Origin of the sequence: Pseudomonas sp. Fl4BN1 (genome assembly GCF_009908285.1) — a bacterium.
In the GTDB taxonomy this organism is placed as follows: Bacteria; Pseudomonadota; Gammaproteobacteria; order Pseudomonadales; family Pseudomonadaceae; genus Aquipseudomonas.
Window position 1 is genome coordinate 52,582 of record NZ_JAAARM010000019.1, and the last position, 19,892, is coordinate 72,473.

The 19,892-nt window shown below is 58.2% G+C and carries 15 protein-coding genes and 4 tRNA genes; 5 read left to right on the forward strand and 14 right to left on the reverse strand.

Annotated features, from left to right (window positions below):
* Positions 1 to 1,395: 1,395 nt before the first annotated feature.
* The gene (locus tag GV818_RS20985) at positions 1,396 to 2,025 is read right to left on the reverse strand and encodes a response regulator transcription factor (RefSeq protein ID WP_161759291.1); all 630 of its coding nucleotides are present in this window, start codon (positions 2,023 to 2,025) and stop codon (positions 1,396 to 1,398) included.
* Between the two features lie 394 nt (positions 2,026 to 2,419).
* On the opposite strand from GV818_RS20985, the gene GV818_RS20990 reads away from it, so the two are divergent.
* Positions 2,420 to 3,595: an EAL domain-containing response regulator gene (locus tag GV818_RS20990; protein ID WP_161777401.1), complete on the forward strand. Its 1,176-nt coding sequence runs from the start codon at positions 2,420 to 2,422 to the stop codon at positions 3,593 to 3,595.
* Between the two features lie 134 nt (positions 3,596 to 3,729).
* The gene (locus tag GV818_RS20995; protein WP_161777402.1) at positions 3,730 to 7,377 is read left to right on the forward strand and encodes a transporter substrate-binding domain-containing protein; all 3,648 of its coding nucleotides are present in this window, start codon (positions 3,730 to 3,732) and stop codon (positions 7,375 to 7,377) included.
* 109 nt (positions 7,378 to 7,486) lie between these two features.
* Here the strand turns inward: GV818_RS20995 and GV818_RS21000 are convergent.
* From GV818_RS21000 to rluD, 7 genes are all read right to left on the reverse strand, one after another.
* Positions 7,487 to 7,563, reverse strand: a tRNA-Pro gene (locus GV818_RS21000).
* 93 nt (positions 7,564 to 7,656) lie between these two features.
* A tRNA-Lys gene (locus tag GV818_RS21005) sits at positions 7,657 to 7,732 on the reverse strand.
* 5 nt (positions 7,733 to 7,737) lie between these two features.
* Positions 7,738 to 7,814: transfer RNA gene (locus GV818_RS21010), tRNA-Pro, on the reverse strand.
* Positions 7,815 to 7,823: 9 nt separating this feature from the next.
* Positions 7,824 to 7,899: transfer RNA gene (locus GV818_RS21015), tRNA-Asn, on the reverse strand.
* A 295-nt stretch (positions 7,900 to 8,194) separates the two neighbouring features.
* Positions 8,195 to 10,759, reverse strand: a complete 2,565-nt coding sequence (gene clpB / locus GV818_RS21020) for an ATP-dependent chaperone ClpB (protein ID WP_161759294.1) — start codon at positions 10,757 to 10,759, stop codon at positions 8,195 to 8,197.
* 130 nt (positions 10,760 to 10,889) lie between these two features.
* Positions 10,890 to 11,615 (reverse strand): peptidoglycan editing factor PgeF, encoded by a 726-nt coding sequence (gene pgeF, locus GV818_RS21025; protein WP_161759295.1) that lies wholly within the window; start codon positions 11,613 to 11,615, stop codon positions 10,890 to 10,892.
* Complete coding sequence (rluD, locus tag GV818_RS21030) at positions 11,612 to 12,574, reverse strand: 23S rRNA pseudouridine(1911/1915/1917) synthase RluD (protein ID WP_161759296.1); 963 nt, start codon at positions 12,572 to 12,574, stop codon at positions 11,612 to 11,614. Before rluD ends, pgeF begins: the two co-directional genes overlap by 4 nt.
* A 150-nt stretch (positions 12,575 to 12,724) precedes the next feature.
* Between rluD and GV818_RS21035 the strand changes: the two genes are divergently transcribed.
* The 3 genes from GV818_RS21035 to GV818_RS21045 all read left to right on the forward strand — a co-directional run bounded on the left by GV818_RS21035 (position 12,725) and on the right by GV818_RS21045 (position 15,872).
* Positions 12,725 to 13,747: an outer membrane protein assembly factor BamD gene (locus GV818_RS21035; RefSeq protein ID WP_161759297.1), complete on the forward strand. Its 1,023-nt coding sequence runs from the start codon at positions 12,725 to 12,727 to the stop codon at positions 13,745 to 13,747.
* A 124-nt stretch (positions 13,748 to 13,871) separates the two neighbouring features.
* Positions 13,872 to 14,105, forward strand: a complete 234-nt coding sequence (locus tag GV818_RS21040) for a PP0621 family protein (RefSeq protein ID WP_161759298.1) — start codon at positions 13,872 to 13,874, stop codon at positions 14,103 to 14,105.
* A 435-nt stretch (positions 14,106 to 14,540) separates the two neighbouring features.
* The gene (locus GV818_RS21045) at positions 14,541 to 15,872 is read left to right on the forward strand and encodes a sigma-54-dependent transcriptional regulator (protein WP_161777403.1); all 1,332 of its coding nucleotides are present in this window, start codon (positions 14,541 to 14,543) and stop codon (positions 15,870 to 15,872) included.
* Here GV818_RS21045 and thiO read toward each other — a convergent pair.
* The 6 genes from thiO to pilV are packed head-to-tail and all read right to left on the reverse strand — an operon-like array spanning position 15,869 to position 19,467.
* Positions 15,869 to 16,969 (reverse strand): glycine oxidase ThiO, encoded by a 1,101-nt coding sequence (thiO, locus tag GV818_RS21050; RefSeq protein ID WP_161777404.1) that lies wholly within the window; start codon positions 16,967 to 16,969, stop codon positions 15,869 to 15,871. The two genes, GV818_RS21045 and thiO, sit on opposite strands and share 4 nt — an antisense overlap.
* Positions 16,970 to 17,023: 54 nt before the next feature.
* Positions 17,024 to 17,425 carry a type IV pilin protein gene (locus tag GV818_RS21055; protein ID WP_161759301.1) on the reverse strand — a complete coding sequence of 134 codons (402 nt, stop codon included), beginning with the start codon at positions 17,423 to 17,425 and terminating at the stop codon, positions 17,024 to 17,026.
* A gap of 15 nt (positions 17,426 to 17,440) precedes the next feature.
* Complete coding sequence (locus GV818_RS21060; RefSeq protein WP_256679504.1) at positions 17,441 to 17,788, reverse strand: hypothetical protein; 348 nt, start codon at positions 17,786 to 17,788, stop codon at positions 17,441 to 17,443.
* Between the two features lie 46 nt (positions 17,789 to 17,834).
* A complete protein-coding gene (locus tag GV818_RS21065; RefSeq protein ID WP_161777405.1) occupies positions 17,835 to 18,275 on the reverse strand; it encodes a pilus assembly PilX family protein in 441 nt (146 codons plus the stop codon).
* A gap of 41 nt (positions 18,276 to 18,316) precedes the next feature.
* Complete coding sequence (locus GV818_RS21070; RefSeq protein ID WP_161777406.1) at positions 18,317 to 19,027, reverse strand: PilW family protein; 711 nt, start codon at positions 19,025 to 19,027, stop codon at positions 18,317 to 18,319.
* Positions 19,024 to 19,467: a type IV pilus modification protein PilV gene (gene pilV, locus GV818_RS21075; RefSeq protein WP_161777407.1), complete on the reverse strand. Its 444-nt coding sequence runs from the start codon at positions 19,465 to 19,467 to the stop codon at positions 19,024 to 19,026. The genes GV818_RS21070 and pilV overlap by 4 nt, the downstream gene beginning before the upstream one ends.
* Positions 19,468 to 19,892 lie beyond the last annotated feature (425 nt).

The following is a 19,892-nucleotide window of genomic DNA, read 5'->3' on the forward strand; positions in this document are numbered from 1 at the left end:
AGCCAAGAGGCAAACTTCCTTGCAAGCTTAAGAACACTCATCCATCTGCAATGACAAGTCCTGAACCTGATAGTCGCGTGATGCTTTCTCGAACCAAGCAAAGGACCACCACCGATAAGCGCCAACAAGTAACCAGCTCTATGCCAGAGGCGAATACTTCACTTCCAGTAGTAGGAAAATCGCTAAAGATCGCCTCACTACCAGCGTCCTTAATTTGAATGCCAATATCCTGGATGATGCCTGGAAATGATCAGGAGTCGAGCACTCTCCCCCTTTCACAAACTGCAGAAAACGCACCGAATGACCACCGTAAAAACCGTTACTTGTTGGGGCTAGCGCATGTAGACAGCCTGATACTTGACGTTCAAGACGTACCGCACGGGCAACATCGGCAATTGCTCCGAGCATCTGGACCACACATTAGTGTCGATGGTCCTCTGCAGCCTCATCTGCACCGGAACTTGCGGACAAGCCAGAGTGAAGTTGGCAATAACATCGAGCCCGAAACGACTACCGCTGCTAGCGATTCGCCATAGCTTTTCGCGGGAACAGTGTTGCCCAAGCAGGCCGTGAAATACAGAAAACTGCTACCGTTGGACAGCTAATAGGGCGGCGAAGTGGTACCCAACGTGAGCAACCTGCAGTAACCACTGGCAATCGCCAGACTGGCGCCTTGAGCCCTATCCCGGGCTAGCCGCAAAAGATCCAGGTGAGAATAGCGGTCTTCAGCGCTGAAAAATAAAAACCGCCCAACTCGATGGGCAACTCCCTTCGAGTAGGCTTTCCACCATTTCTAGAGCACAGGCTTAAATAGAGTCAACATCTACTATCTGGATCTTACAACTCCAGGAAACCAAACATTGAAGCGACAGCTTTAACCATTGAGTTTGTTTTTTCGCTCCCATGACCTGCCGCCGCCCATAAGCGTAGATGCCGCCACGAGCAATTATTATGGCAGCAACGTCTACTGGGAATATTCAAGCCACCGAGCACGACTTATATATTTACCTCTACTTACATCATGCCAAAACCGACTTAAACTACAAACAAATAATATACAAAAAATACAGGCCAGACATTTACGTAGAAAACCTCCGAAGCACGTTCCATTACATTTTAGGAACCAAGCAAGAGCCACATCAGAAACTTCAAAAAACCATTAATTCGACCACAACATCAACAAGAAAAATCTTAATGATCAAGCCCCTTCAGAGACCCACCCATGATGGGCCCTGAAGTCCAAAAAACCAGACAACTCGAAAACTGCCAGGCACCTGACCTGTCACTTATTTAGTTGCTCACAAACAGCAAGATTGGTGTATCACCCATTATCAAATAGAAAAACAGGCACAGAGCACCGCTCCCCTCTTAAGCAACTATTCAGCAGTACCAGCCTCAAGGAATCAACGCGTTACGCTTGGCAAATTCCGCCAGGCCTACTTGTGAACCCAAGCCCAATTTCTGCAACAGACGGGTTTTGTAGGTACTGACTGTTTTGTTGCTCAGAAACAGTTTTTCACCAATGGCCTTGTTCGAATGCCCCTGAGCCAAGTATTGCAGCACGATCATTTCCCGATCGGTCAGCAAGCCGATCTGCTCAGCCTCGGACTGCTGTTCCGCGGCCGGAACGGAAGCATCCAGCGCCAAAGATGGGTAAAACGTGTAACCCGCCAACACGGCATTCAAGGCCACCACCAAATTACTCAGACCTTCCTCCTTGTTGACAAAGCCCCGCGCGCCCAACTGAATGCAGCGCCTGCAGAAGCTTTCAACGGACTGCGAGGTGAGCACTAGTACTTCGGTGGGCAAGGCCAGCGCCTTGATGCGTGAAAGCACCTTGAGACCATCCAGCTTGGGAATGCCAATATCCAGAATCACCACATTCGGCATGTGCTCGCGAACCAGTTCCAACGCATCCAGTCCATTGTCCGTTTCGGCCACCACATGTATGTCGTTTTTTTCCAACAGGACCTTAACAGCAAGTCGAACAACAGGATGATCATCAACTATCAATACGCTGTGCATATTGTCATTTCACCTTAAAAACTTGGCCTTCAGTCAGCCATGAGCGCTCGAAAAATATACGTTATTGCATCTCAATCAAGTGCAACTTTCGTATTCACATAAAGTTCTGACTTCGCGGGCGCCACGTACAGGATACGATGATGCTGTCACTTCAACTCGCCTCCCTGCAGCCGGCCTGAATGGAATTTTAAAATTCCAACAGCCGGATCGCTCCCAAGAAAGTCAGACTCCGGGCAAATATCTTAGGACACAAGAGGTTAATGACTTCTGTTTAACGAATCAGACGGTCTGATTTTTCGCTAGGAAAATTCCTACACCGCATAGGGATTCGCCTAATGGCATCAGCTCAAAAGGCTTAAGTAAGATGGCCGGCAAATAATTACGCGAGCCTGCAATGCAAGACTTGAACGTTCTGGTTCTGGAAGATGAACCTCTGCAACGCCTGGTCACCATCGCCGCATTGAAGAAAGTAATGCCGGGAAGGGTGCATGAGGCCGCCAGCGGTAGCGAAGCACTTGCGTTGCTGGAGAACTGCGAGAGGATGGAAATTGCCATTTGTGACTTGAAGATGCCCGGAATGGACGGTTTGGCATTCCTGCGCCACGCCAGCCAAAGTGGCAAGCTTCACTCGGTGATCCTGTGCAGTCAGATAGATCCGATCCTGCGGCAAACCGCCATTTCGATGATCAAGCGCCTGGGCCTTAACTTCCTTGGAGACTTGGGCAAGCCCTTCGATCTGGAACGCCTCACCAGCTTGCTGACCCGCTATCGAGCCCTGCGTCATGACTTGATCAGCCCTCTGAAGACATCCGAACTGCCAACACTGACGGATGTGGTTCGCGGCCTGGATAACGGTGAATTCAGCCCCTACTACCAACCCAAGGTAGCCCTCGACAGCGCCTCGCTGCTGGGCGTAGAAGCACTGGCCCGATGGAATCACCCAGAGTTGGGAGTACTGCCACCGTCGCACTTCCTGTACATCATGGAACACCACAATCTGCTGGACCGATTATTCTGGCAGTTGTTTGATCAGGGCCTGGCTCTGCGTCGCAGACTGGCGCAGAAAGGCATTCCCCTGGGTTTTTCGTTCAACCTGCACCCATCGCAACTGGCCTCCCAGACCCTGACCGAATCCATTACTTCATTTCTTACGTTGTTTCAGGTTCCGTCCAGCAGCATCACCTTCGAAATCACCGAAACCAGCTTGATCAGCGCTCCCGCCAGCAGCCTGGAAAACCTCGTGCGCCTGCGTGTAATGGGCTGCGGCTTGGCCATGGACGACTTCGGTGCCGGCTACTCCTCCCTCGATCGTTTGTGTGAGCTGCCCTTCAGCCAGATCAAGCTCGATGGCAGCTTCGTACGCAAGATGGGGCATCAATCCAGAAGCTGCGCGGTGATTGGCTACACCGTGGCCCTGGCCCGCTCCCTGGGCATGTCACTGATTATCGAGGGAGTGGAAACCCGCAAACAGCAGGAACGCCTACTGGAACTCGGATGCAGCGTCGCCCAGGGTTTTCTGTTTGCACGCCCGATGCCGGAAAGCCATTTCATCGCCTATTGCATGCGCTAGCCCCTCATGGAAACGGCTTGACCCACAGATCAAGATGACGACCCATAGCCCATGTTCCTGTACCGTCCTTCCAACAATCATTACGTTTCTACTCGTTGGTCACGTCATCCTGCTCCCTACTTTCTGAAGCGATCATGCATTCACGACTTATCTGGCTTTTTATCTGCTTGGCGATAATGGGCGCCCAACCGGCTAAGGCCCAGACACTGACCATGCCCGACACGCTGTACAGCATGGTCCGTCTCGATCACCACGATCTCGCACTCAAGGATGAAGACTGGTCCTGGCTGCGCCACAAGTCGGAACTGAAAATCGGCGCTGTCGCCACAGAGTCACCTCCCTTCAATGTCAGCTACAACGACAGTCACTACGAGGGTATTACCGCCGATGTCAGTGCACTGATTGGGCAGATGCTTGGGGTTCGCATCAAGGTCGTGCCCTTTGCAAGCCGAGAAAAAGCCATGCAGGCCTTACAGGCGGGCAACATCGACCTGCTGGGCAGCCACACCTCCAAACAACTTACCGACTCCATCAGACTCTCCCGGCCGTTCGCCGAGGGCCGCTTGGCCCTGTTCAAACGGAACGGTGAGTTACCCAACCTTCCCTCCAGCCTCGCTGGACTACGAGTATCCGTCGTCAAGGAACACGCCGCCGAGTTGCAGTCACAGCTTCCTCAGGCACACCTTCTGATCTACCCCACCCATGACGAGGCAATAGCCGCAGCGGCTTTTGGTCATGCCGATATCTACGTGGACGACGTACTCAGCGCTTACTTCCGAATTAACCGTTCCTACTATGGTTTTCTCAAATTTGAACGTTTCGCAGACTTTTCGAAGGGCGGCTACGGCTATGCGGTGATGAGCGACAATCAGCGCCTACAACGGATTCTCGACCAAAGCATCGACGCCATCGGCAAAGAAAAACTCGTCAACCTGACTCGCCGCTGGGTGGGAAGCGGTTTCATTCCATCAGATCAGCGCATCGCGCTGACTCAAGAGGAGTCACGCTGGATCGCACGGCATCCGGTGGTGCGCCTGGTGATCAACGATGACCTGGCGCCCATTGCCTTCTTCGACGCCAATGGCGTGTTCTCGGGTGTATCCGCCGAACTGTTGGAAGTGATTGCGCAACGTACCGGGCTGCGTTTCCAGGTGACGGCCCGTAATGGCGGGTACCCAGAACAGATTGAGGCCTTGCAAAAATCAGAGGCGGACCTGGCTATCATGACCGCCAGCGCGAAACGAGAGGAAAGCCTGCGCTTCACCCGTCCCTTTCTGACAAGCCCCTTCGTCCTCGTAACCCAGACCGACAGCGAGGGCAAAGCACAACCAGCAGGCGACTTGATCGGCAAGCGCCTGGCTATTCCAACCGGGCACGTGACACTGCAGCATGTACGCGAGCTCTACCCGAAAACCGAAGTAATCGAAGCAGGTGCCTCGCTGGATGCCATGAACAGGGTCTATGCCGGCAGCGCCGATGCAGCGGTGGTCTCACTACCAGCCTCGCGCTACTACATTGTTCGCCTGTTTCAGAACCGCCTGGCCATCGCCGACCTGATTCACACGAGCCAGGCAACGGCCAACTTTGCCCTGCGCCGAGGCGACTCGGAGCTGCAATCCATCCTCGACAAGGCCTTGCTCAGTCTCCCGGCGGACGACCTGAACGCAATTGCCAGCCACTGGCGCTCACCACCGGGAATGAGTAGCGAAACCTGGCGCGACTACGCGCTGATGATCGCTGAAATTATCGCAGGGGCATCACTGCTGCTCCTGCTCCTGCTGGTCTGGGTCTTCAATCTGCGGCGCCGGGTCAAGGCCGAAAAAACCCTCAATGACCAATTGCGCTTTATCGAGACCCTGGCCGAGAACATGCCTCCGGCGCTCTATATTCGAGACATCGACGGCAAAATGCTGTCCTGCAACCGCAGCTATCTGCAGAGTGTCGGACTGAATGCCAAACAGGTCCTGAACAAGACCGTGCAGCAACTGCCTAGTGAGCACTTCGTAGCAGAACCCGACCTGCATCAGAACTACCTGCAAGCGATCACCAACGGCCAGACCATTACTTCGGTGTACGCGGTTCAGCTGCAGGGCAAGGAAGCCTGGATCGAACACTGGATCCAGCCATTCCAGGACGCCAACGGTGTCAACAAGGGCGTGATCTGCGGTTGGCTGGACATTACCAAACATCGCCACCTGGTCCAGGAGTTGAAAGAAGCAAAGAATCTCGCTGACGAGGCCAGCCGGGCCAAGACCACCTTCCTGGCCACCATGAGCCATGAAATACGCACTCCCATGAACGCGATCATCGGTATTTTGGAACTGGCGCTGAAGCGTGCTGGTAGCGATCAGATCGAACCCTCCAGCATCGAGATAGCCTACAGCTCGGCCAAAAGTTTATTGGAGTTGATCGGCGACATTCTCGATATCGCCCGCATTGAGTCCGGCCGCCTGAGCCTTTCGCCCAAACGCGCCAACCTGCGAGAGCTGGTGGAGTCCGTGGCCCGAGTGTTCGAGGGGCTGGCCCGACAGAAATGCCTGAGCCTGATCCTCGAAATCGACTCCAGCATCAACGGCGATGTACTAGTAGACGGAATGCGCTTCAAACAGATCCTGTCCAACCTGGTGAGCAACGCCATCAAGTTCACCGAGGCCGGCTTCATCAGAATCACCATTACTGGCGACTTGCTGGAAGGCTCGTTGCTACGGGTCAAGCTCAGTGTCGAGGATTCAGGGATCGGTATTTCGCCCAACAGCCAGAAACGTCTGTTCCAACCTTTTGCCCAGGTGGAGCGCAATGTACAAAACATCGAAGGCACCGGCCTGGGCCTGGTGATCTGCCGCTCCTTGTGCGAAATGATGGGCGGAGAGGTGACGATGAGCAGTTCCCTGGGGCACGGCACCCGAGTGGATGTGGAACTGCGCCTGCAGATGCTGGAGCGCATAGCTACCGTTGAGCGTCCGCTGCAGGTCAAGAAGCGTCACATGTACCGCTTGCAGATCCTGGTGGTTGACGATCACTCGGTAAACCGTCAGGTCCTGCACCAGCAACTGTGCTTCCTCGGGCATGACGTAGTAGAAGCAGGCAATGGCCTGGATGCGCTGAACATCTGGCGCGAGCAGGATTTTGACATGGTCATCACCGACTGCCACATGCCCATCATGAATGGCGCCGAACTGGCCCGGGCGATTCGCCAGGACGAGCGCGACAACGCCAGCGAACCGATGATGATCATCGGCCTGACCGCTGACGCTCAGCCGGAGGAAGTGGAACGCTGCATCCAGGCCGGGATGAATGATTGCCTGGTCAAACCCATCAGCCTGGATGAACTGGAGGAGCGCCTGCTATCCATGGGACAGGTTGACGATGACGATCGAGAACACCTCCCGCCACCAGCGCAAACCAGTGCCCGCTCCCCACAGGTGTTCGATCTCGAGTCACTGCATACCCTGGTGGGCAGCGAGCCAACGACGCTGAATCACATATTGAGCGAATTACTCAGCAACAACCGCACAGACTTGCAGACCCTGACCTCCCTGCTCCAGGAGCAGTCAACAGCAGAGCTTGCAGAATTGGCACACCGGATCAAGGGAGCAGCGCGGATGGTGAAAGGCGAGCAACTAGTGGAAAGCTGCCGCCAACTGGAAGACGCCTGCTTGAGCCCGGACCTGTCCCTGCTCGTCGTGACGGAATGTGTGGAGCAGGTGAAACAGGCGATCGAGACCCTGGAACAGCACTTGCTGGAACAACACCAGATCAGCGAGGAGCCATCCACCCAGTGACAGCAGCGGATGCAGCGCCTTGAACTGCATCCGGCATCGCCCCGAGCAATCGGACTTTTCGCAGACAAACGAAAAAGGGCACCTCGAGAGGTGCCCTTCTTCGTGAATATGGTCGGGGTAAGGGGATTCGAACTCCTGACATCCTGCTCCCAAAGCAGGCGCGCTACCGGACTGCGCTATACCCCGGTAAAAAAAAGGCACCTTCGAAAGGCGCCTTCTTCGAACAGTGCTTTTGGCCTCTGTTCTTAAGATTCGATTCCAGCGAGCTGGTCTCAAAAATGGTGGGTCGTGTGGGATTCGAACCTACGACCAATTGGTTAAAAGCCAACTGCTCTACCAACTGAGCTAACGACCCAAAAATGGTCGGGGTAAGGGGATTCGAACTCCTGACATCCTGCTCCCAAAGCAGGCGCGCTACCGGACTGCGCTATACCCCGGTTTGAAATTGGCTCCGTGACCAGGACTCGAACCTGGGACCCAATGATTAACAGTCATTTGCTCTACCGACTGAGCTATCACGGAACTACATATTTCAAGTTACAACATATTGCTTCCATCCTCTTCGGCTTGTCCGTATCGCTACGTTCATCCCTCTGAGGCGCGCTATTTTACAATCTTAAACGACCCTGTCAACCCCTTAAATTGCTTTTAAGACAATGATTTGCGACTTCATTGTCGGTTTCTTCCTTATCAGAAAAAACCTCGGGGGTGACTGACTGCGGGGCGCACTTTACAAGCCTTTTCCTTACAGTTCAACACCCTAGTGAAAAAAAGGCCTCGCGGTGCGAGGCCTCTTCATCAACACGCTGCCAGACGATCAGATGAAGACGATTTCGTCGTCCTGCACCGAAGCGGTAACTGTCGCACCTGGCAGGAAGCTGCCAGACAAGATCATCTGCGCCAGAGGGTTCTCGATCCAGCGCTGGATTGCCCGCTTCAGCGGCCGCGCACCATACACCGGGTCGTAACCCACGGAGATCAGCTTGTCCAAAGCCTCGTCGCTCAGTTCCAGGCTCAGTTCGCGCTCCGCCAGGCGGCTGCGCAAACGGCCCAGTTGGATCTGAGTGATGCCGGCGATCTGATCCCGTGCCAACGGCTCGAAAATCACCACTTCATCCACCCGGTTGATGAACTCCGGCCGGAAGTGAGTGGACACCGCATCCATCACAGCTGCACGTTGTGCCTCACGATCCCCTACCAGCTCCTGGATCTGTACCGAACCCAGGTTGGAGGTCATGACGATCACGGTGTTGCGGAAGTCCACGGTACGCCCGTGGCTGTCCGTCAGCCGGCCATCTTCCAGTACCTGCAGCAGGATGTTGAACACATCCGGGTGCGCCTTCTCGACTTCGTCCAGCAGAATCACCGAGTACGGCTTGCGACGCACAGCCTCAGTCAGGTAGCCACCCTCTTCATAACCGACATAGCCCGGCGGCGCGCCGATCAGACGAGCCACGGAGTGTTTCTCCATGAACTCGGACATGTCGATCCGCACCATGGCCTCCTCAGTATCGAAGAGGAATTCCGCCAGGGCCTTGCACAGCTCGGTCTTACCCACGCCGGTCGGGCCAAGGAACATGAACGACCCGCTGGGCCGGTTCGGGTCCGACAACCCGGCACGTGAACGCCGTACAGCGTTGGCCACTGCCACCACCGCTTCGTTCTGGCCGATCACCCGTTGATGCAGCAGGCTTTCCATCTGCAGCAGCTTGTCACGCTCGCCTTCGAGCATTTTCGACACAGGGATGCCGGTCCACTTGGACACTACTTCGGCAATCTCTTCTTCGGTGACCTTGCTGCGCAGCAGCTGGTTTTCGCTATGACCGTGCTGGTCAACCATCTGCAGGCTGCGCTCCAGGTCCGGGATTACCCCGTACTGCAACTCGGCCATGCGATTGAGATCGCCCTTGCGGCGCGCCGACTCCAACTCCTGACGCGACTGTTCGATCTTCTGCTGGATCTGCGCGGAGCCCTGCACTTCGGCTTTTTCCGAGGTCCAGATCTCTTCGAGATCAGCGTATTCACGCTCTAAACGGATGATCTCTTCCTGGAGTTTCTCCAGACGCTTGATCGCCGCTTCGTCATCTTCTTTCTTCAGCGCCTGAGATTCGACCTTCAGTTGAATCAGGCGCCGCTCCAGACGGTCCAGCACTTCCGGCTTGGAGTCGATCTCCATGCGAATACGGCTGGCAGCCTCGTCGATCAGGTCAATGGCCTTGTCCGGCAGTTGCCGATCGGTGATGTAACGATGGCTGAGCTTGGCCGCGGCAATGATCGCGCCGTCGGTGATCGCCACCTTGTGGTGCACCTCGTAGCGTTCTTTCAGGCCTCGGAGGATAGCGATGGTGTCTTCCTCGCTCGGCTCGTCCACCAGTACCTTCTGGAAGCGCCGCTCAAGGGCTGCATCCTTCTCTATATATTGGCGGTACTCGTTGAGCGTGGTCGCACCGACGCAATGCAACTCACCGCGGGCCAGGGCCGGCTTGAGCATATTGCCCGCATCCATCGAACCTTCGCCCTTGCCGGCGCCGACCATGGTGTGCAGTTCGTCGATGAACAGAATGATCTGCCCTTCCTGCTTCGACAGCTCGTTGAGCAGGGATTTCAGGCGTTCTTCGAACTCGCCACGGTACTTGGCACCGGCGATCAGCGCGCCCATATCCAGGGACAGCAGGCGCTTGCCCTTCAAGCCATCAGGCACTTCACCATTAATGATGCGCTGGGCCAGGCCTTCAGCGATGGCCGTTTTACCCACGCCAGGTTCGCCAATCAGCACCGGGTTGTTCTTGGTCCGGCGTTGCAGCACCTGGATGGTCCGGCGAATTTCGTCGTCACGACCAATCACCGGATCGAGCTTGCCATCTTCTGCGCGCTTGGTCAGGTCGACGGTGTACTTGTCCAGGGCCTGGCGCGACTCTTCGACGTTGGCGTCATTCACCGCCTCGCCGCCGCGCAGGTTGTTGATGGCGTTTTCCAGGGCTTTCTTGCTCACGCCCTGCCCCAGCAACAACTTGCCGAGCTTGCTGTTTTCATCCATGGCGGCCAGCAGCACCAGCTCGCTGGAGATGAACTGGTCACCTTTCTGCTGTGCCAGGCGGTCGGCCTGGTTGAGCAGGCGCGCCAGATCCTGGGACATGTTGACGTCGCCAGTGGGGTTCTGGATTTTCGGCAGTTGGTCGAGCTCTTTGCTCAGTTCCTTGCGCAGGCTATTAACGTCAAAGCCTACTTGCATCAGCAGCGGCTTGATCGAACCACCCTGCTGTTCCAGCAGCGCCTGCATCAGGTGCGCCGGTTCAATGGCCGGATGATCGAGGCCAACCGCCAGAGATTGAGAATCGGATAAGGCCAGCTGTAACTTGCTGGTTAATCGGTCTATACGCATTAGTCACCTTCCTTTTGAGCAGGCCGGAGCGATGGACACACCTAAATAGAGAAACCTGCCAGATGTATCTCTAGATGCGGTCGATTCTGGGAGATTCAAGCACCCGTTACTTGACGCAGGTCAGATCAGTTTAACGCTCAAGCCAGATCAGGGAGGCAAAACGACCGGTACGCGGGCTGCGCCGATAAGAAAAGAAGCGTGGATCGGTCACTGTACAGTACCCACCACCATAGACCGAGGTGACTCCCCGGGCCGCCAGACGCAGGCGCGCCAGCAGGTAGATATCGGCCATGAAGCGTCCGGCATTCACGCTGGGTACAAAGGCTTGCTCGGCTTCGGCCAACTGGGCAACGAAAACTTCACGCACTTCAGCCCCAACCTCAAAGCGCTGCGAGCCAATAGCCGGCCCCAACCACACCAGAACCTCGGCCGCAGGTACATCCAGGCTGTCGAGGGTAGCTTCCAGCACGCCGGCCGCCAAGCCACGCCAACCCGCATGGGCTGCGGCGACCCGGGTTCCAGCTCGATTGCAGAACAAGGCGGGCAGGCAATCGGCGGTCATCACCGCACAAGCGACTCCCGGGGTGGCAGACCAACTGGCATCAGCGGTAGCCACCACTGAGGGATCAGCATGGGCCACAGCGATCCCGTGTACCTGGTGCAACCAAGCCGGGGCAACGCCGAAATGATCCGTCAGGCGACGGCGGTTTTCAGCCACCGCTTCAGGGTGGTCTTCAACATGGTCGCCCAGATTGAGGCTGTCGAACGGCGTCAGGCTGACGCCGCCCCCACGAGTGGTGACACAGGCTTTGACCCCAGCCGGCGCGGGCCAGTCAGGAATCAGCCAGTCACTCATCCAACGAACGCCTCACGGTCCTGCTTGAGCAGCGACAGCAGCCAGACGAAGTCGTCCGGCAACGGCGACTCCCAGCTCATGCGTATACCGGTGGTCGGATGATCCAGCTCCAGGAAACGCGCATGCAGCGCCTGACGCGGGAAACTCTTCAACGACTCGACCATGGTCGGGTTGGCCGCCGGCGGAATGCGGAAGCGACCGCCGTAAGCCGGATCGCCGACCAACGGGAAGTTGATGTGGGCCATATGTACCCGAATCTGGTGGGTACGTCCGGTTTCCAACTTGACCCGTACATGAGTGTGGGAACGGAAGCGCTCCAGCACCCGGTAGTGGCTGACTGCCTGCTTACCGCCTTCCATCACCGCCATGCGCTGGCGCTGCTGGCCGTGACGACCGATAGGGGCGTTGATCTTGCCCCCCGCAGTCACCACACCGATCACGATGCATTCATAGATGCGGCTGACACTGCGGCTCTGCAACTGGGCTACCAGCTGGGTCTGCGCCTGAATGGTCTTGGCCACCACCATCAGACCGGTGGTGTCCTTGTCCAGACGGTGGACGATACCGGCCCGCGGCACATTGACGATGTCGGGAATGTGATGCAGCAGGGCATTGAGCAAGGTGCCATCAGCGTGGCCGGCAGCCGGGTGCACCACCAGGCCCGCAGGCTTGTTGATCACCAGGATGTCGTCGTCTTCATAGACGATATCCAGTTCGATGTCCTGGGCGATCCACTCGCCCTGGGCCTCCTGCTCGGCAGTCAGCTCAAGAACGGCACCGCCATGCACGATGTCACGAGGGCGAATTACCGCTCCGTCCACAGTCAGGCGGCCGTCTTTGATCCAGGCGGAAAGGCGCGAGCGCGAGTGCTCAGCGAATAGTTGTGCGGCGACTTGATCGAGGCGTTGACCGCCCAGTTCGGACGGCACCTCTGCGCGAAGTTCAATTTTATCGGACATGCTCGGACTGGGCGTCGGCACAGCCTTTGGTTTCGGCTGCGCGCTTGTGGTTAAATACGGCGTCTTTTGCCCCGAGGCTTTCAACGGGGCGCTCATCATAACAGGACGGCCCCGCCCAAGACAGCGGCCGTCATAGGGACGCAAGCCGCCATGCAAGTGAAACACCTGCTGCTGATCGCCATCCTCGCACTGACCGCTGCTTGCTCATCGAAGGAAGTCGTTGACGAAAACCTGAGCGAAGTCGAGTTGTACCAGCAGGCGCAGACCGACCTGGACAACAACAGCTATACCAGTGCCACCGCCAAGCTCAAGGCCCTGGAATCGCGCTATCCCTTTGGTCGCTACGCCGATCAGGCACAGCTCGAGCTGATCTACGCCAACTACAAGAATGCCGAGCCGGAAGCCGCCAAGTCCGCTGCCGAACGCTTCATTCGCCTGCACCCCCAGCACCCGAACGTCGACTACGCCTACTACCTCAAGGGCCTGACCTCGTTCGATCAGGACGTTGGCCTGCTGGCGCGCTTCCTGCCGCTGGACATGACCAAGCGTGACCCGGGCGCTGCCCGCGACTCCTACAACGAGTTCGCCCAGCTCACCAGCCGCTACCCCAACAGCCGTTACGCGCCGGACGCAAAGCAGCGCATGATCTACCTGCGCAACCTGCTGGCGGCCTATGAAATCCACGTAGCCGACTACTACCTGACCCGTCAGGCCTATGTAGCCGCCGCCAACCGCGGTCGCTACGTAGTGGAAAACTTCCAGGAGACCCCATCTGTGGGTGATGGCCTGGCCGTGATGACCGAGGCTTACCAGCGTCTGCATCTGGACGAGCTGGCCGCCACCAGCCTGGAAACCCTGAAGCTCAACTACCCGAACCATCCTAGCCTGGTGGACGGTCAGTTCGTGCCGCGGGTCGCCGAGGCCGACAACCGCTCATGGCTGAGCAAGGCCACCCTGGGCATGATCGAATCCCGTCCACCGCTGCCGCCGGGAGAAACCCGCGCCAACCAGGACGTGATGAAGCAGTACCAGGATGCCAAGGATGCGATTCCTTCAGAGCTCAAGCCTAAAGATGGCAACGGTGATGCCATCGAAGAAGAAAATCACGAAGCTGCTGGCAACAACAGCGACCGCTCCTGGTTCAGCTACATGACCTTCGGTGTGTTCGACTGATAGCGACCGCAGGTAAAAAAGGGAGACTTCATGTCTCCCTTTTTCATGCCCGAAGCTTTATGGGCCTGTGCGCCCGGCAGCCGCTTGGCTAAACTGCGGCTCTTTCCCTACAAAGCTGGTCACCATGGTTCGTCTACTGTTCTGGATCGCTCTGATTGCTGCCGCGGTATGGTTCTGGCGCAAATTCAAACGCCCCGTTGCGCCACCCAACTCGCCGAGCGAGCCGGCCAGCATGCCCATGGTGCGCTGCGCCCATTGCGGCGTGCACCTGCCTCAAGAGCGGGCGCTAAGCCTGTCGCAACAGTGGTATTGCAGCCAGTCACACCTGGAACAAGGGCCGGGCAGCCAGAATCGCTGACCGCAAGGGGCTCGCTACTGCCCGCCGGCAGTGAGTAACTCAGGGGCAAAAAAGCTCTGACACAGACCATTCCGGACCTGGTCAGCACATGAACCGGCTCGCTGCCCCCTGATTTCTAAGCAGCCCCTAGGCTTTCAATCTTTGCCGTGGACCACGGATATCCACAAAAATATCCAGCCGACAGCATCGCCCGAACAATTGGCGACAAAGTCCTCCACGCATTCTCCCCCCCCAACTCATCCGCGCCACGCTCCTCTTCCGCCCCATATATCCGGGGCTCACGGCAATCCAGTAGCGGTGCCCGAAGCCCGCACTCAAGCATTCGCCGACTCGCGGTTCACTGCGCACCCAGCCTGCCAGGCCTAGACTTCAACACGCGCCCGCAAGACGAGCGCTATTGCCCGCCCTTCACTCACGGATGAAATTGCAGCCGCCATGAACCCACGGCAAACGGTGCTGGTGGTCGATGAGGCCACGGAAGTCCGCGCCCTTGTGGAGATCACCCTCGGCCGGATGCGCTTGCACACCCAAAGCGCCCGCACCCTGCAGGAGGCCCGCGGCCGCCTGGCCCAGGATCGCTTCGACCTGTGCCTGACTGACCTGCAGCTACCGGATGGCAGCGGGCTGGAGTTGCTGCGGCATATCCGCCAGGTTCATCCCCAACTGCCTGTGGCGGTGCTAAGCAGCAGCACAAACGCGGAAACTACCGCCAGCGCCCTACAGGCCGGAGCCTGCGATCTGCTGCACAAACCCCTCGACCTAGCACGCCTGCGAGAGTTGGTAGGCGACACATTGAAGCGACCAGCAGCCTCCACGGGTAGCAACCCCGACGGTCAATTGCTGGGGGCTTCGCCGCCCATGGACACCTTGCGCCGCCACATCGACAAACTGGCCCTTAGCCTGGCATCGGTCTACATCAGCGGCGAATCCGGCAGCGGCAAGGAACGAGCGGCCCGCCTGATCCATCAACTTGGCCCCAGAGCCCAACAACCGTTCATTCCGGTCAACTGTGGCGCAATTCCTTCCGAACTGATGGAAAGTGAGTTTTTCGGTCACTGCAAAGGCAGTTTCAGTGGTGCCATGACAGATCAGCCGGGGCTGTTCCAGGCGGCTCACGGAGGCACGCTGTTCCTCGACGAAGTTGCGGATCTGCCCCTGGCCATGCAGGTAAAGCTGCTACGTGCACTGCAGGAAAAGTCCGTGCGCCAGGTGGGCAGCCAGCAGGAAAGAGCCGTTGACGTACGGATTCTCTGCGCCACCCACAAGAATTTGAAAAGCCAGGTCGAGGCTGGACGTTTCCGCCTGGATCTCTATTACCGCCTGAACGTTATAGAACTGCCGGTACCCGCGCTGCGCGAACGCCGTGGCGACATCCAGGCACTGGCGCGACACATCCTCCAGCGCCTGGCCAGGGACAGCGGTGTACCGGTCGCCCAATTGCGACCCGAAGCACTGCAAGCCTTGGAGCGCTACAACTTTCCCGGCAACGTGCGTGAACTGGAGAACCTGTTGGAGCGGGCACAAACCCTCTGCGAGGGGCTGTGGATAGAACTGGCCGACTTGCACTTGCCCGCCGAAACCGTCGATGACGCCCCAGCGCCAGCCTCGCCGAACCTCGACCTGGCGCTGCACCTGCAACAGGTGGAGCGCCAATTGCTGCTCCAGGCTCTGGAGGAGACCCGCTGGAACCGCACCGCCGCGGCTCAACGGCTGAGCCTGTCGTTTCGTTCGATGCGCTATCGCATGAAAAAACTCGGGCTGGACTAGATCCTGCCTGCGGGAGCATAAGGCGTTGGATCAATGATTGGCGGGTGCCCCAGCAGCAGGTCGCAGAACAGCTGGCAAGAGGCCGGCGCCAGCACCAGGCCGTTGCGGTAATGCCCGCAATTGAGCCACAGACCGGCAAACCCGGGGACCGGCCCAATGTAGGGAATCCCCTCGGGAGAACCCGGGCGTAGTCCGGCCCAGTGCCCCACCACCTCTGCATCAGCCAGGGCGGGGATCAACTCGACCGCAGAGGCCTTGAGGCTTTCCAGGGCTGAAGCGGTCGGAGTCTTGTCAAAGCCTTCGTGTTCCAGGGTACTGCCCACCAGAATATGTCCATCACGCCGAGGAATCGCATAGCGCCCCTTGGCCAGGACCATGCAGGACAGGAAGTCGGCGGCGCATTTGTACAGAATCATCTGCCCCTTGACCGGCTCCACGGGCAGCGCCAGTCCCAGGCTGCCCAGCAGTTCGCCACTCCAGGCCCCAGCACAGAGCACCACCTGATCAGCGTGAATCTCACCCAGCGAACTGTTCACTCCCACCACCCGCTGACCATCACGGATAAAACCGCTGACCGTGCACTGCTCATCGATCTGCACGTTAGGCAGGGCCTGCAAGGCGGCCTTGAGGGATTTGACCAGGCGCGGATTACGCACATTGGCCACATTGGCCATATAGATCGCCTGCTGGTAACCCGCCCCCAGCGCGGGCACCGCATCATGCACCGCCGAGATATCCACGGTGCTCAAGGGCCGGTCTTCACGCTGTGCCCACTCCAGAGCCTGGGCCTGGTCTTCCAGGTCCAGCCAGTAGAGTCCTGTGGTATGCACCTCCGGATCGACCCCGGTGACCCTGAACAACTGCTCCGCCAACTGTGGATAAAAGTCCTGGGACCAATGGGCCAGGGCCGTGACCGCCGGACTGTAGCGCCAGGGATAAAGTGGCGAAACGATCCCGCCGCCAGCCCAGGACGACTCACGCCCCAACTCCGCACGCTCCACAAGCCGTACCTGTTGTCCCTGGGAAGCCAGGTTGAATGCACTGAGCAGGCCGATCACCCCGCCGCCTACCACCAGCACTTGCTGTTGCTTAGCCATAGTCCGATCCAATCATGAGAAAGACAGTGGGCTCCGAGGCCCCGAAACAGCCACTCAGCGTCCCCAGCAATCCTTCGCCGTCAGCCCTTCGGCCTGACCGCTGATGCCGATGGCCCCGGCCTGGTCGATGCTGAAGCTGCCACATTTGTCAGCCGCCATCAGGCCGTCGACTTTCGGCGTCGCGATCAGCGAGAAGCCGGTGTCGCTCAGCGTCGGAGTGATGCTGTAGTACTCGTTGCCCGCACTCAGGTCGGGGGCATTACTGTAAACCCCGGACTTGGAGTGATGGCGCTCTAGCTGCTGCGCCTGCTCGGTGAGCAGCACCGCGATTTCGCTGCGATGGGGCTTCTTCATGTACTCGGTAATGCTGGGAAGGCTCAAGGTAAGGACCAGACCGATGATCGCAATCACGATCATGATTTCGATCAGGGTAAAACCTTGGTTGGATCTGCGCATGGTCAAGAATCTCGCTTACTGGATTTGTCGCCAAAGGATGCGCCGGCCGCCACTGCCGGGCCTTTCCACCAGGGCGCCGAGGCCGCCACTGGAGTCACTGCTGATCTTGCGTGCGCCATTACTGGCAACGCCGCCGAGGCTGGGCATGCTGCCAATGAAGCGGACCCCGCTGGAGGGCGTGCCCGGGTCATCCACAACACCTTCGCCATGGGTGACGAGCACCGCAGCGTCGAGCATCTTACCGCTGAACGCTGCCAGCTCGATCAATTTCCCGCTGCCGGCATTTGTGCAAGAAGCCTCCGTCCGCAGTTGAGCGGTATTGAACGCCTGGACCGGCAGCACCAAACCAATACCGAACAACATCCCGCCCATACCTTTGAGCCCGCTCCGCAGCCAGCCGGGCCAACATTCAGTACTTGGCATAGATACTCTCCAACACACTGCGTGACTGACCAGCCAGTCCGATGGCCGTCACCCGATACAAGGTGGCTGAAATGGTACTCGGCACGTGGACCGCATCCAGCGAGGCGCCGAGGTTCTGCACCCCATAGAAGCCATCGTCGGTGGCAATCCATAGCACCCCAGAAGCCCCACGCGCCCCTGCGGCACTGACCACCGTCGACTCCGCGGGAGGCGCACATCGAGCGGGGCCGGCACACACTGGCAAGCGATAATCTTCCACTCGGATGGCACTTTCCCCGATCCGCAGCGCCGCTTCGGCTGCCTGGAACGAGCGATTGTGCAAGCTCAGGCTGGCGGCCATTTTTTCCTGCAAAGTGGCGTTCTGCAGCGATGAAATGCCGATCATTGTCAGCAGCAACAGGAATACCAGGCTAACCAGCAACGCCATGCCTTGCTCCCGGTTATGTTTGAAGTCGCACATGCGCCGCATCAGGGCAACCTGTTGCGTAATGCCGCAACCACCGTGAAGCTCTGTGGGCGCACGGCGCCATAGGGGTCGGCCAGGGTCAGGCGCAGACGTACGCTGCGAATGCGCGCGGGATTTCCCGGGTTGCGGGTGTAGCTGGAGGCAGCAGTCTCCGTTGCAGAGCGGGCCATACCGAAGCTGACCTCAAAGGCTTCAACATTATCCAGCAGCACCGCCTGCTGCTTGCCTAGGCCGCTGCCCAGCAACAACTGATGATTCTTGAAGCTATAGAAGAGTCGGCGCAGAGCAAACACCTGCTCTGCGCCAGTGCCACGACGAGCGCCCGAGTAGGCCACGGCGCTGCGCTGACAGTCGGTGACCACACTCCAGGTCGGTGTCACGCCCTCGTCACCGACATCGGCGGTGATCAGGGTCAGTTGTTGATCGGCGACATCCCACTGAATCGGCGTTGCGGCATAGCGGGAGAACTCGCTTGCAGCAGTGGCGTCGCTGATGCTGCGCAGGCAACCAAACAAACCCACCATGCGAATCTCCTGGAGCATCTTACTCAGGACAAAACGCCCATCCTCCTGCAGGTGGGCCGAAGCGTTCTGACTGAGATAGGTGTTCTTTGCCGAGATGAATACCTGGGCCGCCCCCAGTATCAGCACCAGGCTCATGACCAGCGCCAGCATCATTTCCACCAAACCGTAGCCCGCATTTCTGCGGCTCATTGCACGCCTCCCGGGCCCAGCGCTATCCGGCTGCTGAGCACCAGGCTGCGCTGGCTGTCCACCCGACCTTCGGCGCGGGAATCGTCCCAGGTGATATGGATGGTATAAACCTGCTGGCTCGCGCTGATGCTACCCCTGGCACTGGGGCCGCCGAAGTTCGCGACATTGCTGGCAAAGTCATGCAAGTCCTGATCGCGCACATTGCCCGGGGCTCCTTCGGCAGGTGCTGCCAGCGTATAGTCGGCTGCCGCGTTGGCGCGGATGCGGTCGAGCATGTCATAGGCGATAAAGCTGGCCTGGGTGCTCATCCGCGCGCTGTCGGTGTACTGCAACGCCTTGATCTGGATCGCCGCCGCCCCAAGCAGCCCCACTACGAGAATCAACAACGCCACCAGCACCTCGATCAGGGTCATGCCATCCTGTGCATGCCACTCGTTCATCCGCCGCTCTCCGCTATTACTACCGTCCATTGAGACAGGTACTGATCACCCGCCGCTGCTGATCGAGTCCATAGACAATGCTCAGCACATACCCAACCACCGGCCCGCCGAGGCGATTGAAGTCGATGCTGTCGATTCATGAGGTTAGCGCCAGAGTCGCCCCCTGACTGAGGACAGGAACAACCGGCAATACATTGCTGCGGGCTTGTTGCCCGCACCCGCCTTCAGCTCCCTGCGCCAAAGACTCTCCTCGATGACAATCCCCCGCCCTGCCGACAACCAAGTACGCCTAACCCAGGGCATGACCCAACTGATGGGCCTCGGTGTCTGCGCGGGTGCATTGCAAGGTTATGCAATAGGTCGGCACCAGCAGCCCTAAAAGCACAGCAGCAACAGCCGGGGGCCATAAGCAATTCCAGCAGGTT